This is a genomic window from Bacillus sp. JS (assembly GCF_000259365.1).
GTDB classification, from domain to species: domain Bacteria; phylum Bacillota; class Bacilli; order Bacillales; family Bacillaceae; genus Bacillus; species Bacillus stercoris.
Genome location: NC_017743.1, coordinates 849,121 through 864,948, shown reverse-complemented (window position 1 = coordinate 864,948; position 15,828 = coordinate 849,121). Strand labels below are relative to the sequence as shown.

The window sequence follows — 15,828 nt, the reverse complement described above, 5'->3', positions numbered from 1 at the left end:
GTATTTACTCATTTATTTGTTGTCATCTTTTGAAGCAAAACCGTTAAATTCAGGGTCTAATGTTTTGATGTGCTCAATGATATGCGGCAGTGTCTCTTGATACAGTTCATGCACAAACGGCAGGTCTGTGCGGGTTGTTTCATGAATCTGTTTGATTTCATTGATGCCGACGATTCGGTATCCGCTGAAATGATAAAAAATCAGCGGACTGCCATCCTCCAGCACGATCCGGCCATCCTCCCACGAAAACGTATGCTGCCCATAATTCCAATGACCAATGTTCACGCCGGGTGTCGTAATATCACAAACATTCGGAAACAGCCCAGACATATAATCCAAATAGCCTTGGTCACCGAATTTTCCTTCACCCGGCGCATTTTTGCATTCCTCAAGACAGCGTTCCTTCCACCAATCCAAGCAGTCAGTGCCTGCATCATCATGCTTGAAGCTGATAAACCCAGAATTATATCTGCCTAAAAGACGCTGCAGCATGTCAATCTGATCTTTCTCAAAAGAAGGAATGACAATATCCCCCCGTGAAAGCAGCACCGAACAGTCCGGCTGGTTTTCAAAAATCGGCGATGGATCTGCGTAGAAAAAGAGATCCCCGTCAATGTATGTCACACGCTCCAGCTCGGGATTGCTGTTCAGCACAGCTTGCAGAAAGATCGGCTTCATCGTCCAGCAATACTCACTTTGATCTCTAGTTTCCTTCAGCTTTTGAAGCATTTCATTTTCAAGAGCGGCCACCGGCACAAGGTTTAGCTGCTTCATCTTCAGCTTCTGTAACACGCGGTGCGTATCTTCGTCCATGCACAGCGTAAAAATGGGACTGTCTTGGTCTACTCGCTCTAATGACTTAAATAAGGCGACTGCCTGATATAATCTTCCTTTTGATAAAACGGTGCAATACGCGCTGGTCACAGTCATGTTCACCTCGTTTCACATTACTTTTTGAAGAATTCCGTATACCACTCAATCGTTTTTTCAAGTCCTTCATCAATGGTGTAGGCCGGTGTCCAATTCAGCAGCTTTCTCGCTTTTTCTGCGGATAAATATTGATGTTTGATTTCATTGCTTCCCTGATTCAGCACCTTAGGTTTCAGATTACTGTTCATTTTCTTCAAAATTTTCTCTACCAGTTCAAGGACGGTCAGCTGGATCTCATTGCTGAAGTTAAAGGCCTCTCCGGCAAGATTGTTTTCTTCCATTTTCTCTGCAAGAAGCAAATAAGCCTGAACGGCATCTTCAATATAGAAGTAGTCCCGGACAAAGGTGCCATCGCTGCGGATTTCCGGCGCTTCCCCGTTCAGCACAAGCTGAATCGTCTGAGGAATGATGCGGTTGAAGTTTAAATCCCCGCCGCCGTATAAGTTTCCGCAGCGCGTAATACAGACCGGAAGCCCGTACGTGTGAAAATAGGTGTGGCTGATCAGATCTGCGCAGCTTTTTGAGACGTCGTACGGGTGCTTGCCTTGCAGCGGCATGTTTTCGTCGTACGGAAGGTTTTCTTGATCGCCGTAAGCTTTATCACTTGAAGCGACAATGACCCGTTTAATTAACGGATGCTTGCGGCAGGCTTCGAGAATATTCCATGTGCCGAGAATATTTGCTTCAAAGGTAGAAATCGGGTTGCGGTTTGCCACCCCGACAATCGCTTGTGCAGCGAGGTGAAAGACAGTGTCGATTTCATACTCTCCAAGCGCGCGTTCAATGACAGCCAAGTCTTCAAGAGAGCCCTGCACGATGTTCATTTTCTTGATATGGTCTCCCTGATACAGATTGGATTGGGGCACATGATCCCTGACAAGACCCGTCACGTTTGCACCCTGTTCGATCAGCTCTTTCACCAAATAGCTTCCTAAAAGACCTGTACACCCCGTAACAAATACGTTTTTATTTTTCCAGAAACTCAAATCGGTTCACCATACCTTCCATACTTGTTGTCCTTGATCCCACATCTTGTTGACTTCTAAGAGATTTTTATACGTATCGATGGCCGTCCAAAATCCATAATGGCGGTACACGGCAAGCTCTCCGTCTTTGGCAAGGTTCTTCAGCGGTTCATCTTCGAACATTGTGTTCCCGTCCTTCGGCAAATAATCGAAAACCTTGGGACTGAGAACGAAGAATCCGCCATTGATGATTCCGTCACTTGATGTCTTCTCAGAAAATGTTTTCGCCATGCCGTCCTCAACCGTCAAGGTGCCAAACTGCGAGACTTTGTCAATGCCGGTGACAGTCGCGGCAGCACCTTTTGTCTGATGATAGCTGATGAGATGGAAAAGATTGATATTGGCCAGCCCGTCCCCATAGGTGAGCAGAAATGTTTCATCACCGATATAGTCTTTCGCCTGCAAGATTCTTCCGGCTGTCAGCGTATCTTCCCCAGTCTCCAAAAACGTAATTTTCCACGTTTCAGGCTGCCCCAGCATCTGTACCTCTCCCGTAGCGCTGTCGAGTGTCAGGCTGTTGTGCTTCCATTCATAGTCGAGAAAGTATTCTTTGATTTTTTCGCCTTTATAGCCCAAAAGCAGAATAAACTCGTTTACTCCGTAGTACTGATAGATTTTCATAATATGCCATAGAATCGGTTTGCCGCCTATCATGGCGAGCGGTTTAGGAATGTCATTCGTGATTTCACTCATTCTCGTTCCTTTTCCGCCGCAGAGAATGACCGCTTTCATCTCTACCCCTCATCTCTATGAATATTGAGTTCGAAACCTGGTACATCTTTACAATCTATCAAGGCATTTCCCCGATAATTTGTCCGATTTCAATACCGGTTTCAAAATCTACTGTAATGATATGAGAGAAAGCCAGCCTTGGTGACCAAATGGAATCTATTTTTTCAAGTTGGTTATGTAACCAAAAAAAAGAGCCTTGAGCGAAGGCAATGCGCCCGCTCAAGGCTCTTTTTCATCTTATTTGATTTCTTTTTCCTTGCCGTAATGATAGTCTGACGGATCAACGGCTGTGAAATCATTTAGTTTATGGAACCTCAGCAAGTCTTTGTACAGGACACTGTCTGAAAGGCTCAGCTGCTGGTTCACTCTTGTTTTCAGATTCTTCGTTTCTTCATTCGCTTTCAATTTTTCACCAGTCTTCGTATCGTAAATGACATTGTCGACTGATGTGTACTTCGGCGTTACGAAGTCTCCGTTTCTGAATGCCACTGTATCGTCGTGGTCTTTAGAGAATAAGTCAGTACCAAAGTTGATATATTTCTGAGAATCAATTCCTTCTAAGTGCAGGAGTGTCGGCATGACGTCAATTTCGCCGCCATACGTATGGTTCACTCCGCCTTTTTTGCCAGGAACACGGATCATCAGCGGCACACGCTGGTTCTGGGCGTTTTGATAATCTGTAATCTCTTTTCCAAGGATCTCTTTCATCGCTCGGTTATGGTTTTCTGAAATACCGTTATGGTCACCATAAATCATAATGACTGAGTTGTCATACAGGCCGGCTTCCTTCAGCTCCTTGAAGAATTGCTCAAGCGCTTCGTCAAGGTAACGCGCTGTTTGGAAGTAGCTGTCTACTGTGTTATCGCCGGTTGTCGCTTTTTTAAGAGACGCGTCTTTTTCATCCAGGTTAAACGGATAATGGTTTGTCAATGTAATCAAATGCGCGTAAAACGGCTGTTTAAGAGACTCAAGCTTTGGAATGGATTCTGTAAAGAACGGCTTATCCTTCAGACCCATATTAATGACATTTTCATCTGACATATCATACGTGCTTGCGTCGAAGAACTTGTCGTATCCGATATGTTTGTAAATCTGGTCACGGTTCCAGAACGATTTGTAATCACCATGCAGGACGGCGCTTGTATAGCCTTCCTTCTGGTCTAAAATCGCCGGAAGCGACTGGTACGTGTTTTCGCCTTTCGTCACAAACGCGGAGCCTTCTGGAAGGCCGAAGATCGAGTTATCCATTGTCAGCTCGGCGTCAGATGTTTTTCCCTGGCCTGTCTGATGGAAGAAGTTATCAAAATACGTCACATCTTCTCCGCCGTGCGCAAGTTTATTTAAGAAAGGCGTTACCTCTTCACCGTTCAGCTTGTAGTCAATCAGGAACGACTGGAAGCTTTCGAGGTGAATTTTAATGATATTTTTGCCTTTGGCAGAGCCGAAGTACTCGGCGTTCGGTTTCGCATAATGAGACGTCGTGTAATTCTCGACGCTTGTTAAATCATCGCTGCTTGCATAGGCTCTTTGTGTTTCTGTTTGAGCCGTCTGTACACCGTCATAAATGGTGTAGTTGTAAAGACCTAAATATTTCACGATATAATTGCGGTCAAACGTTCTTGTCAGCAGCTGCGGACGGTCTTTTTCCGCATAGTGCAGGTTGATGAAAAACAGTGCGACCCCGGAAAGGATCACTAAAGATGCAAAGCGTTTTTTCATTTTGTATTCTTTTAATTCAGGTCTCCAGATCAATACCGCAATCAAAATGATAATATCTAAGAAATAGAAAATATCATGACCGGCCATGATACTGAAAATACCGTCTCCCATGTTTCCAACGTTTCCGGACTGCTTAATGTTCGGGAACGTCAAGAAATCGTCAAAGAAACGATAGAATAAAATATTTGCATATAACACAAATGTCATCAAGAAATCGATAACCAGCATAATAATGGCTGATTTACGCCCTTTCGCCAGCAAAGCCAGTCCTAAAAAGAAGACGGCGCTTGAGAATGGGTTAAATATCAGGAGGATCTCCTGAGTTGTGCCTTTTACCCCAAGATTAAACTCAGTCTTGTAGGATAAATACGTTTTTGCCCAAAACAGTATAACAGCCAGCACAAAAAAGCTAAGTTTGTAAGAAAAAAGTTTCTTCATGGCAACCTCTACTTTCTTAAACACTTTAAGTTCTTCATTCATATTTACCTGCTCTTTATATCCTGCCTTCTCATTTCTTCTTTCCAAACAAAATCAAGGCATCACACAACAATAAATACACCGCGGCAAGCCGGAATATTTATGTTTCGCACCATACCATTTTTATTACAACCATTTGGAAACCAATCACTGGACGAAAGAAACCTTCATTTCGTTTCACTTTTTTCCTCAGAAATAAAAAAAGGATTTCTTTTGTCATGTGTGCCTTTGGAAAAAGAAATAGATACCGAGTATAAGAATAACATAAACTAGCAAAAACGAAAAATAGGTTTTGCAGACAGCCCGCCCTTCCGGCGGACTGAAGTTATTGTATGCACTAATGTTTAGCGTGATCACCATTTTTTCGAAAGGACAAAAAAGACTGGATGTTTCCAGTCTTCTTTATCTATATCCCTGCCCAGACATCTTTGGCATACATACCGGTATCCTGCAGATGTCTCAGCCAGTTTTGCGCTTCTTGTTCCCCGGTTCCATGAACAGACTGATACGCTTTTTGAAGTGCCGCCTCCACATCCGGGGCCATTTTGCTGCCGTCACCGCATACATAAAGCCTGCCTCCGCGGTCAAGAATCGATATTAAGGTTTCTGCATGTTCAGCCATGAGATGCTGGACATATGTTTTCGGCATGCCTTCTTTTCGGGAAAAGGCTGTATGGACTGTGACTACACCGTCTTTTTCAAACTGCTCAAGCTCATCTCGGTAAATAAAATCCCGATCGTTCCTGCATCCAAAATAGAGATGAGCCTCACCGAGCGTTTTCCCCTCCCGCTTTAAAACATCACGGGCTTGAAGGAAGCCGCGGAATGGTGCGACTCCCGTGCCTGGCCCGACCATAATAATTGGAGTTTCAGGGTCTTTCGGAAGCTGAAACCGGGATTCCGGTGTGCGGATAAACATCACGACATCATCACCGGCTTGACGCTCAGCTAAATCATTTGATGCCACGCCCCTGTATTCGCCACGGCCGCTCCACGCCGGGCCGCGCACAACGCCGACTGTGATTGATGCTTGCCCCGGATTCACTCTTGGAGAGCTTGAAATCGAATAATATCTCGGTTTTAACGGACGTAATAGCTCTAAAAATCGTTCAAACGGCATGTCGCATGCTTCGTACTTTTCAAGCAGATCCAGCATGGAAATTCGTTTTTTCAATATTTGTTCCTGATAAACACCCTCTGCTGTCAGTTCTTCTAATTCGCGCTTATGCGGCGGACACACAGTAAAAGCGGCCAGTTCACGTATTTGCGCTCTTGTGGCTGCTTCCTGCACCTCAACGCTGTAGCTGAGAAGATCATTCAGGCTGACAGGACGGCCCAATGGCAGATGCCCCGCACTGCGGCCGCTTGCCAACAATGTCACTTGGTCGGTTCCCTTCAGACCAAATCTATGGAGAATCCGGCTGACATTGGTTGGACTGTTTTTTGGCAATACGCCAAGGTGGTCGCCCTCTTGATATTCAACATCCGGCGGCAATGCGATTTCGATATGGCGGGTGCTTCGATCGCTGTCCGCGGACTGAAGCTCACGATTTTCGGCGATGGATGCGTGAGCCGCTTCATACGATCGGGCAAGCGGGGACTCTCCCAGCCCTCTGACAAACTGAAGGCTCAGCGTGCTTCGTTCCTTATCGGCGTTTTCATTAAGCTCCAGTCCGAATGCTTTGATGGCGTCCGCCCACATGCTCTTTTTCCACTCATCAAGCTGCCCTTCGAAATCCCCGCTGACATCACCTTCCCCGCGTGCAGAAAACCGAGTCGCGCCTTTCTCTGCAAGCTGTTCATCAATGAATCTCGGCACGTCTTGATACGTGCTCGCCCAATTGTGGTCGCCGCAGCCAAATACCGCGTAATGGACGCCCTCAAGCTCACCCGGTTTGATTTCTTGGAGCCACTGGACAAACTGTCTCGCGTTGCTTGGCGGTTTTCCGTTATAGGACGAGGTCACAATGACAACCGCTCCCTCTTTCGGCAGCTTGCCAATCTGATCGTTCAGAGGTGACACTTCGGTCCTGACGCCGTGAAGACTGGCTGTATCTGCAAGCTCCCGGGCGACGCCTTCTGCGGTGCCGGTATCAGAGCCGTACAGCACGAGAAGCGGGCGGTTGTTAAGGCCGATGACCGATGCGCCCTTTGTCTCCGTTTCTTCTTTTTGCTTATCAGGCCCCGGTTTTTCTGTTGCCTGGATGTCAGCATGAATGGCTTCCTGATGACGGGTTTGAACCTTGATGCGAAAATCGCCGGGCTTGAGCGTTAAGGTTTGTTTGATATCAAGCTCATAATTCTCATGATCAATCAGCGTGAAATATTTTAAAATCATGCCCAGCACAAGTGTGGCTTCATGAAGGGCAAACTGCATGCCGATACAGGCCCGTTGCCCATTTCCGAACGGTTTGTACGCATGATGAGGCACTTGGTCCTGATGCTCGAACCGTTCCGGCCGGAATTCCTCGGCGTCCTTTCCCCAAGCGTCTCGATCACGATGAAGCTGCGGAATCAGCACAGAAATTCTGTCCTTCGTCGTGATCGGGAACTTTCCGCCAATGACTGTGTCTTCTTTTGGATAAAGGCTAAAAGCCGGAGCTGTCGGCCATAAGCGCAGTGATTCATTTAAAATCATCCGTATGTATTTCAGCTCGAGCACTTGTTTATAGGTCGGCGCTGCATCTGTCAGCACCCGCTCTACCTCTTCATACGCCTTTTTCAGTTTGTCAGGATGCTTCAATAAAAAGTAGATCGCAAAGGACAGCAGGCCGCTCGTTGTTTCATGGCCGGCAATCAAAAACGTAATGATTTGAAAGCGGATATTTTCGTCGTCGAGCTTTTCACCCGTTTCCGGATCTTCCACATTCAGCATGCGGGCGAGCAAATCTTTTTCATCCTGGTCTCCATTCGCCCTACGCTCTGCAATAATGCTATCGACTAACGAAAACATCGTTTGAATATCATGGTGGAATTGCCGCTTTGTTCTGACCATAAGCTTATCTTGGAAATCAAGCCGCTGCATTTGATGCATCGCTTCATCAAGCGCCCGCACCATGCTGTTGATAAACGGGTGGGGCGTTTCCCTGTAGTAGCTGTTAAAGCGGTAGTTAAACCCGCACAGCCCAATGGTGTCGAGCGTCAGCCGGGTCATATCTCCCGGGACATCAACAGCTTCATTCGGATTGAGCCTGGCCCATTTTTGAATGAGCTGAACAGCGATATCGACCATTTTCTCATGATAGTCCTTCATGGCCCGCTGGCTGAACGTCGGCATCAGAATGTTGTGCGCTTTTCTCCAGTTAGGCTCATGCGTCCAGCTCGTAAACAATCCGTCACCGGAAAACGCGCGAACCTTCTCCAGGGCGCCTTCAATGCTTTTATCAAACCGTCCTTCATCACAAACCTCTTTCACCAATTCATGGCCGGACACCACAATCGTCGTGCCCGCGGGTGTATGGATTTGAAAAATCGGACCCTGTTCTTCCGCTAGCTTGATCAGTGAAAGCGTCGGTTTGTCTTTATCAATTAAAGGCAAATTGCCGAGCGGCCCAAACGTCTTCGGCTGAGGAATCGGGCTTGTTTCCTTCATCGAACCATTCCTTTCCGTATGAAATGCCTTCTATTTGACTACATTTCCCTTTCATGGTCATGATTATTCCGTTCTTCCAATTGACGCATGATCGCTGTTTTTTCTATACTTGAGAAGCTGTACAATACACGAATAAGGTGAGTTCACATATGGATTTTGAAATTCGGTTTTTATCCTTTTATGTCATACAGGTGGAAGGCAAGGATGAGCAGGCGAACAAACAGTTCAAGCACTTTCAGACCCTTGATACGGGCGAATTTGAAGAAAGCGAGCTGAAGGACTTTCTCGACGGGGAACTGAAAAAAATCGTCAAACGGAAAGCAGAACGTCATCCGCAGTCTGAGCAGGTGCCGACGAAAATCGGCCATTTTATCGTCGAGCCCGGCCACGAGCTTGATTCCAACCCAAACTACAACATGTTCAACCGCGCGCGTCTGGCGGCAACAAAAGAAGACTTCAATGAGCTGAGCGAGCAGTTCGTCCGCACGTACCTCGACACAAGCGCAGTCCGCGGCGGCGTGTTTCTCGTCGCTTCAGCCGTGCCGAGAAAATACTTTGACGAGTCATTTGTCTTCATTATGAAATGTGACTTTGAGCCGAAGGTCGCCCGCATCTCTGACGCGTCTTCTCTCATTAAAAAAGTCGAAATGGCGATCACGACAAAAAACATGAAAAGCATCCAATACCCGTACATGCCCGAGGAAGGAATGGTCGAGGAAGGCGAGCTGAAAATCCACCAGGCCTCGCACGCCCGCTATTTTGAGGACTTTCTGAAATTCGTCGAGTACGGCGAATCGATGCCGGAAATCATGAAAAACCAGGTCATGAACATGGTGCAGGAGCACGTCTACGAGACATTTGAAGACAACAGCGAAGAGCTCAAGCAGTTCGAGCACGACATTGAGATTTGGGAAGCGAGCGAAAAGCGGGAGATCCAAGAGCGCCTCGACACCCATCAAGTGATCGAAGCCTCCGCCCAAATCATCGAGCACACGCCAGAGGCCCAGCTGAAAATGAAAGTCGGAGAAACAGAGATTAAAGGATTGCTAGCGGATTTTGGCGATTCTATTCATCTCGCAAAAGTAAACGGGCGCTATGTCGCGCTGATTGAAGCCGAGACGATTTCGTTTGAGAAAGGCAGTTCACCGGTGGAGTTTTATAAGCCTGAGGGGCTGCATGAGGTGATTGAGCGGATAAGGAATAAAACAGAGCAAGACTAAAAAGTCCAGAAATCACTTTCTGGACTTTTCCAATTTAATACCCTTCCCTCAACACCGCATAGCACTCCCCAATCAGCTCTTCCGCTCCCAGCTCTCCTTTCAGCCCGCGGCGGACGATTTCTGAGGATAGGTTCTGGACTTTGAGCGCTCTTCTTTTGAAGTAGGCCCAGTAAAGCTGTTTCGTGATCGGCGTGGGTTTTTGGGTTCTCCGGCGAGGACGATGGCATCCAGGATCGCCATTGCCGCTCCTTGCGCCAGGGTCGGCGCTCCGGCGTGGGCGGCGTCTCCTCCGATGACGACGGGCCTTTTCACCATGGCTCCAGCACTGTGACCTGCTCCAGTGTATTTAAAATGATAGGATACTCATCAACACTCCACCTGCCTTTTTGTGTATGGCAAAAAGCGCCTATCCAATGACAGGCGCTTTTTCATTAATCATCACTGCTCAAAATGCCGAAGAAGCGAAGCAGGTTGATGAACAAGTTGATAAAGTCAAGGTACAGCGATAATGCCATAACGGGAATTAAGTCTTCCGTAATGTGGCGGTGCTTGATTTGGTTCAAATCATACAAAATGTAAAGGGAAAAGACGATGGTTCCAATCACGGAATACGCCATCATCGCCGCTGAGTTTAACGGGCTGAAAATGTTGAAAATGCCAACCACAACGAGGGCGAGCACCGCTACCATCAGAAATGACCACAGGAAGGATAAATCCTTCTTCATTTTTGCGCCGATTGTGCCTAAGACGGCAAAAATGACAAATGTAGAACCAAAGGCTTCAAGCACGACATAGGCGCCGGCGATGGAAGCGTAATGGCTGACGATCGGAAATAAGGTAATGCCGGAAACGAACGCGAATGTATATACAAACGCATACCCGACCGCTTTTCTTCTGCGCATCCAGAAGGCCATAATAATCATCGCCACTTCAAGAATAGAAAGCGGCAGCATCAAAGCGACAGGAACAAATTGGCCGATAAAAAGGCCGACAGTCGCGATCAGCAATGTGAAGACAAAGACTGTCAAAATGCGTTGCATGATCGATTGCTTACTCTCGTGAACCGTAGCTTGCATGTCAAAAATCCTCCTAAAAAATGATCTTAAAGGTCTATTATATAAAAATTGGATGAAATATGTATATGTTTTAAGGAGAATTTAATGAAAACAAACGCCCTTTACGTTATCATTTCGATTCTTTCCTTTTCAGCGAAAAACGATGCTTTTCTATTTTCTCAATTTGGGTAACCTGAGAATCATGAACCGTAATCTGAACGGTGCCGAAATCGAGCGTTTCCAGCGAACTGATGATTTTTTCAATCACTTCCGGATCAATCGTTAATTTTGAAACCAAAAGACCTTCCCCCCTGTTGAATAGGTTTTAATTCACAGTATTCTTATAAGAATTATAATATTATGTTTTTTTTGATAAATCAATGGTGATTTCTCTTCAAATCAAAAAGGCATATGATCACCCGATGATGGACAATCATATGCCTGGAACTTCCTATTTGTTTTCTTCCAATTCCTCAACAATACAGCGGACACCCATGTTTTCTAATGCCTGCTTCAGCGTGCCATACGTTTCATATTCACTAAAATCTAGCCCCAATTGAATCGATGTTTGGGCCACATCCGGGCGAATCCCCGAAAATACGGCTTTGACGCCTAATAAGAAAAGCGTTTTAGACAGGTTGTACAATTGCTGCGCCACCATGGTATCCACAATCGGGACACCCGAAAGATCAACGACGAGGCTTGTGATTTTTCTCTCGACACAGCGGACCGGCACTGTTTCTAAAATGATCTGTGCCCGTTTTGTATCAACTGAGCCGATAAGCGGCAATATCCCGATTCCATCAGCAATGGAAATGACCGGACAGCCAAGCTCTGAGATCAGTTCCTGCTGAGATGTAAGCCTCATCAGCATGAATTTTTGGTACTGCTCGGAGAATTCAATAATCAGCTTATCGAACGACTGATTCACAATGCGGTTCCATCGGTCTGCATCTTCATTTGTGACGATCTCCTGATTTTCTTTTATAAATGTGACGACTGCGTCCCAGAATGAGATTCTAGAATTGGATATGGCTTCTACGACCTCATGCACCTGAACATCCTGCTCTACCCTGTTTTTCGCAACGGTTTGCGCCCATTTCGCCATATTTTCTTGAAAATCGGTTTGATCCTCTAGAAACGCGCTTGCAATTGTTATATTGGTAAACGTATGCTGCTCGGTTAAAAGCGTTTTCGTTTCTGCACTTAAATGGTCGGCGGAATACAGTTCGCCTTGTAGCTGGCAGCGTAAACTGAACCATTTCTCAGTAATGTCCGCAGTGTGGTCTATGATATATTGATATAATAATTGATCGATATTCACGGTCTGTCTCCTTTTTCGTAATAGAAGCACTTTCATTATAAAATGATAAATCGAAATTGTGAATAAGACTAGGAAAAAATCAAATGAATCTACTCCCTGAACGCATTCCAGTTTATATCCATAGGCGAATGCACCAATAAGAGCCTGCCCGCATAAACTGCAGTGTACAGTTTACAATGAGAAAGGGCGTTATCACATGTATTATGTTGATCCTTATATGTTTGCAGGGCATTTTTATGAGCCTTGGCCTGCTTTTGAATATGAATATCGATATCCATGGCCTGGCATTGGCAGCGGCGCTGTTCCGGGCTTCGGCGGCGGCTCTGGCCCTGGCATTGGCGGCGGTGCCGTTCCGGGCTTTGGCGGCGGCTCCGGCCCTGGCATCGGCAGCGGCGCCGCTCCGGGCTTCGGCGGTGCGCCACAGGGACCTCCTCCTTCCCAAATACCAGCGAAACCAAAAAAACCGCAGAGTTCTCAAGGAGCCGTTTTGTTAGTTGAACCAATCACCATTCGTCCTTGCCTTTTCCGGTTTACCTATGTTTGGTTAACCAATGGCCGCTCATTTTGGTTCTACCCAATTATCCTTGGCAGAAGATCCGTCGGCGGCTTTTACTGGGATCATTCACGGCGCCGCTGGGTTTATTTCGCCTTAGACACAAATCAGATCGATGTTGTGAGCTGCTCAGTTTAATCAAAAATCAGCCGGTTTTCCCGGCTGATTTTTTGTGTTACTTCGGCCTTAAACAGGTTATAGTATTATTATCTTTGCAACTTGGAGGTTTCCCCTATGATCAAACAAATTGGCACTGTAGCTGTATATGTTGAAGACCAGCAGAAAGCGAAACAATTTTGGACTGAGAAGGCAGGCTTTGATATTGCAGCCGACCACCCGATGGGACCTGAAGCAAGCTGGCTGGAGGTTGCGCCAAAAGGTGCTCAGACTCGTTTAGTCATTTATCCGAAAGCCATGATGAAAGGCTCTGAGCAAATGAAGGCTTCTATCGTGTTTGAATGTGAAGACATCTTCGGTACATACGAGAAAATGAAGACAAACGGCGTAGAATTTCTCGGTGAGCCCAATCAAATGGAGTGGGGCACCTTCGTTCAATTTAAGGACGAAGACGGAAATGTGTTTTTATTAAAAGAATAAACTGCGCACGGCGGTTCATTCCGCCCTGCGCTTTCTTTTGACATTGAGAATGAATTTCATTTACAATTATTCATATGTGAGAATGATTGGAGTGAGACAAATGTTTGTACAGTTGAGAAAAATGACGGTTAAAGAAGGCTTTGCAGATAAAGTCATAGAACGTTTCAGTACTGAAGGAATCATTGAAAAACAAGAAGGTTTAATTGATGTGACAGTGCTTGAGAAAAATGTGCGCCGCGGTGATGAAGAAGTTGTTGTCATGATTCGCTGGGAATCAGAGGATCACTGGAAACAATGGGAAAAAAGCGATGCGCATATCGCCGGCCATAAAGCAAACAAAGGCAAACCAAAGCCTGACTATCTGATCAACACTGAAGTGAGCATGTACCATGTACGTGCTGTCAAACAAGGGACATATAATCAATAAAAAGCTTGCGCCTCGCTGCAAGCTTTTTTTCAAAGAGTCATGTTGATCTGCTTTGTTCGTAGGTTACGGTATACAGCGGATTATTTTTGTGCCACTCCGCAAATAACACGTCCTCCGCCTTATCAATGTTCTTCTTTTTCAATTCTTGCTTCAGCCACTGTTCATCCACACCTGCTTCCTTCAAATTATCCTGCACAATCTCTCCATCTATGATTAAAGTGATCGGCAGAGAAACAGACTTCGAAGGAATCTGCAAATCCTTATTTATCGGTTTGTCAAAGTCGGATTTGGGGAGCACGCTGACCATCCCGTTTGTTTCAAGAATCGCATATTCTACTTCTTGGATTGAAAAGCTCCCCGCTTGCCTCAAAAGGCTTTGCAGCTGGTTAATGTCCATCTTATTTTTCTTCAATACTTTATATTGAAGCTCCCCTTTGCGGATGACGATATTCGGCTCGCCCTCTAAAAACTTCCGCGATGATTTCATTTTTTGCGTGATAAATTCAATAATATAAATCAGCACGCCCCACAATAGCGAAGCAAAAATAATTTCTTTGATCTTGATTTCATGATCGTAAACGGCATTTCCGACCAATTCTCCTAAAATTAAAGCAGAAATAAAGTCAAACGGCGTAATTTGAGAAAATTGGGTTTTCCCGAGAAGCTTTAAAATGATAAATAAAATGCCTAAACCGCAGACCAGTTCCACCGCAACACTTAAATAATTTCCCATATTGATAGCACCTACTTCTTGATAATACTATCAGTATGGTCAATGCTTTCCTTTCTAAACCGCGAAAGAAGCTCACCCTGCTAGAAAAATCGGCCTGCTCAGCTTTGTATGGTGCTTTGATGCATGTCATCAAAAAGCTGCTCTGCATCATTGCGGTCAATCATGACAAGCGGGTCATTAAGGAAGGCTTGAAACGCGAGGCCTGTATCCTTTGTCAAACCAGCTTCCGCCACTGCCTCCTGATTGGATACATGCCTAGCCGCCAGCATTTCCACACCTTTTGGAAGCGCTCCGGAAAAAATCGGCTTGACACTGTTCCTTGTGATGAATGCGTTTGTTTCGACAATGGCTTGTATAGGAAGGTTTGAGACCTGGCCTTGATTCGGCATATTTACATTCGTGACGAGTTCACCCAATCCGAGAAGGGCCGCTATGATGTTCACGCCTTCTTCTCCCGAAGCTTTCCCAGCAACACCCCGTTGTTGCTGAATGAACCGTTCTGTTTCTTGTCGTTTCAGTGCTCTGTCTTGTTTTCTGAATGATATAGGTGTGAGATGGAATTTCCATACCTCAGGCTGTTTAAGATATGGACCGGGAAGAAACTCTGCCAGGTGCCTGTCACCCGCAGCAGGGATCGCGCCATACGTTTCAAATAAATCAAACGCAACACGGTGTGCCGAATGAAAGACGCTGTCCCTCCAGCTTTCTCCCTCCAGCTCATATCCTGATTCCCCATAGTGCGAGCTGAATTCACGGAATATAGGCAGCAGGTCAATATGGCGGTAAGAGGCTGCCGTAATCCATGTAAAATGGTTAATGCCGAGCACATTAACATGGATATCTTCTCTCCGCGGCACCTCTATTCCCAGCCTTTCCGTGACCATTTCCGCCAATAGCTTTTGCGTCCCGAACACCTCGTGGCAGCAGCCTATCGCTTTGATTCCGGGAAACACTTTATACAACGCTCTAGTACAGACAGACATTGGATTTGTATAATTAATAACCCAGGACTCTGGTGCGTAGTCTCTTATTGCCCGGGCAATTTCCGCAAATATCGGGACAGCTCGCAAGCCTCTGATGATTCCGCCCGGCCCGACAGTATCACCTACAGACTGATAAATACCGCAGCGCTCAGGCAAGTGAACATCAATTTCCATATCATCCAGAGAACCCGGCAAAATGGAAATAATGACGATATCCGCGCCAGATAGCGCCTTTTTCAAAGTAGAAACGGCCTCATATCTCCATCTGCCGTTCCCGCTGTAATTGCCGATCACTTCGTTTCTCTGGGCGGCCTCAAAATCAAGATCATAGAGTGCCACCATGCCTGACATCCTCTCATCAATCGCCAAATCACTCATCAGGCTTCTGGCCCAGCCTTGAGACCCCCCGCCGATATAGGCAATTTTAATCTGATGTAACGTACTCATATAAAACACTCCCT

14 protein-coding genes and 2 pseudogenes are annotated in these 15,828 nt (G+C 46.0%); 4 read left to right on the top strand and 12 right to left on the bottom strand.

Features of this window, described 5'->3' with window-relative positions; genetic code table 11:
- Positions 1 to 12 precede the first annotated feature (12 nt).
- The 5 genes from MY9_RS04240 to cypD all read right to left on the bottom strand — a co-directional run bounded on the left by MY9_RS04240 (position 13) and on the right by cypD (position 8,475).
- On the bottom strand, positions 13 to 924 hold the full coding sequence (locus MY9_RS04240; protein ID WP_041521265.1) for a putative nucleotide-diphospho-sugar transferase: 912 nt from the start codon (positions 922 to 924) through the stop codon (positions 13 to 15).
- A gap of 23 nt (positions 925 to 947) precedes the next feature.
- A complete protein-coding gene (locus tag MY9_RS04235) occupies positions 948 to 1,916 on the bottom strand; it encodes a GDP-mannose 4,6-dehydratase (protein ID WP_014663153.1) in 969 nt (322 codons plus the stop codon).
- A gap of 6 nt (positions 1,917 to 1,922) precedes the next feature.
- Positions 1,923 to 2,687 carry a glucose-1-phosphate cytidylyltransferase gene (locus MY9_RS04230; protein WP_014663152.1) on the bottom strand — a complete coding sequence of 255 codons (765 nt, stop codon included), beginning with the start codon at positions 2,685 to 2,687 and terminating at the stop codon, positions 1,923 to 1,925.
- A 237-nt stretch (positions 2,688 to 2,924) separates the two neighbouring features.
- On the bottom strand, positions 2,925 to 4,844 hold the full coding sequence (gene ltaS1 / locus MY9_RS04225) for a lipoteichoic acid synthase LtaS1 (protein WP_041521491.1): 1,920 nt from the start codon (positions 4,842 to 4,844) through the stop codon (positions 2,925 to 2,927).
- A 445-nt stretch (positions 4,845 to 5,289) separates the two neighbouring features.
- Complete coding sequence (gene cypD / locus MY9_RS04220) at positions 5,290 to 8,475, bottom strand: bifunctional P-450/NADPH--P450 reductase (RefSeq protein ID WP_014663148.1); 3,186 nt, start codon at positions 8,473 to 8,475, stop codon at positions 5,290 to 5,292.
- A gap of 149 nt (positions 8,476 to 8,624) precedes the next feature.
- On the opposite strand from cypD, the gene MY9_RS04215 reads away from it, so the two are divergent.
- Complete coding sequence (locus MY9_RS04215; protein WP_014663147.1) at positions 8,625 to 9,695, top strand: DUF3900 domain-containing protein; 1,071 nt, start codon at positions 8,625 to 8,627, stop codon at positions 9,693 to 9,695.
- Positions 9,696 to 9,729: 34 nt separating this feature from the next.
- On the opposite strand, the pseudogene MY9_RS21845 reads toward MY9_RS04215, so the two are convergent.
- The 5 genes and pseudogenes from MY9_RS21845 to MY9_RS04195 all read right to left on the bottom strand — a co-directional run.
- Positions 9,730 to 10,060, bottom strand: a pseudogene (locus MY9_RS21845) (FAD-dependent monooxygenase); the annotation flags it as partial.
- Positions 10,060 to 10,127, bottom strand: a pseudogene (locus MY9_RS22090) (hypothetical protein); the annotation flags it as partial. The pseudogenes MY9_RS21845 and MY9_RS22090, both read right to left, overlap by 1 nt.
- The gene (locus MY9_RS04205) at positions 10,127 to 10,771 is read right to left on the bottom strand and encodes a Bax inhibitor-1/YccA family protein (RefSeq protein ID WP_014663145.1); all 645 of its coding nucleotides are present in this window, start codon (positions 10,769 to 10,771) and stop codon (positions 10,127 to 10,129) included. The gene MY9_RS04205 and the pseudogene MY9_RS22090, both read right to left, overlap by 1 nt.
- A gap of 109 nt (positions 10,772 to 10,880) precedes the next feature.
- Positions 10,881 to 11,048 (bottom strand): YezD family protein, encoded by a 168-nt coding sequence (locus MY9_RS04200; RefSeq protein ID WP_014663144.1) that lies wholly within the window; start codon positions 11,046 to 11,048, stop codon positions 10,881 to 10,883.
- A 153-nt stretch (positions 11,049 to 11,201) separates the two neighbouring features.
- Positions 11,202 to 12,074 carry an STAS domain-containing protein gene (locus MY9_RS04195; RefSeq protein WP_041521264.1) on the bottom strand — a complete coding sequence of 291 codons (873 nt, stop codon included), beginning with the start codon at positions 12,072 to 12,074 and terminating at the stop codon, positions 11,202 to 11,204.
- Positions 12,075 to 12,270: 196 nt separating this feature from the next.
- Between MY9_RS04195 and MY9_RS04190 the strand changes: the two genes are divergently transcribed.
- The 3 genes from MY9_RS04190 (at position 12,271) to hmoA (ending at position 13,651) form a co-directional block, all read left to right on the top strand.
- A complete protein-coding gene (locus MY9_RS04190) occupies positions 12,271 to 12,765 on the top strand; it encodes a hypothetical protein (protein WP_014663141.1) in 495 nt (164 codons plus the stop codon).
- Between the two features lie 96 nt (positions 12,766 to 12,861).
- Positions 12,862 to 13,224: a VOC family protein gene (locus tag MY9_RS04185; RefSeq protein ID WP_014663140.1), complete on the top strand. Its 363-nt coding sequence runs from the start codon at positions 12,862 to 12,864 to the stop codon at positions 13,222 to 13,224.
- 100 nt (positions 13,225 to 13,324) lie between these two features.
- A complete protein-coding gene (gene hmoA, locus MY9_RS04180) occupies positions 13,325 to 13,651 on the top strand; it encodes a heme-degrading oxygenase HmoA (RefSeq protein ID WP_041521263.1) in 327 nt (108 codons plus the stop codon).
- Positions 13,652 to 13,688: 37 nt separating this feature from the next.
- On the opposite strand, the gene MY9_RS04175 is transcribed toward hmoA, so the two are convergent.
- Together MY9_RS04175 and lplD are read right to left on the bottom strand one after the other, a co-directional pair.
- A complete protein-coding gene (locus tag MY9_RS04175) occupies positions 13,689 to 14,384 on the bottom strand; it encodes a DUF421 domain-containing protein (RefSeq protein WP_014663138.1) in 696 nt (231 codons plus the stop codon).
- 98 nt (positions 14,385 to 14,482) lie between these two features.
- The gene (gene lplD, locus MY9_RS04170) at positions 14,483 to 15,823 is read right to left on the bottom strand and encodes an alpha-galacturonidase LplD (protein WP_041521262.1); all 1,341 of its coding nucleotides are present in this window, start codon (positions 15,821 to 15,823) and stop codon (positions 14,483 to 14,485) included.
- Between the last annotated feature and the right edge of the window lie 5 nt (positions 15,824 to 15,828).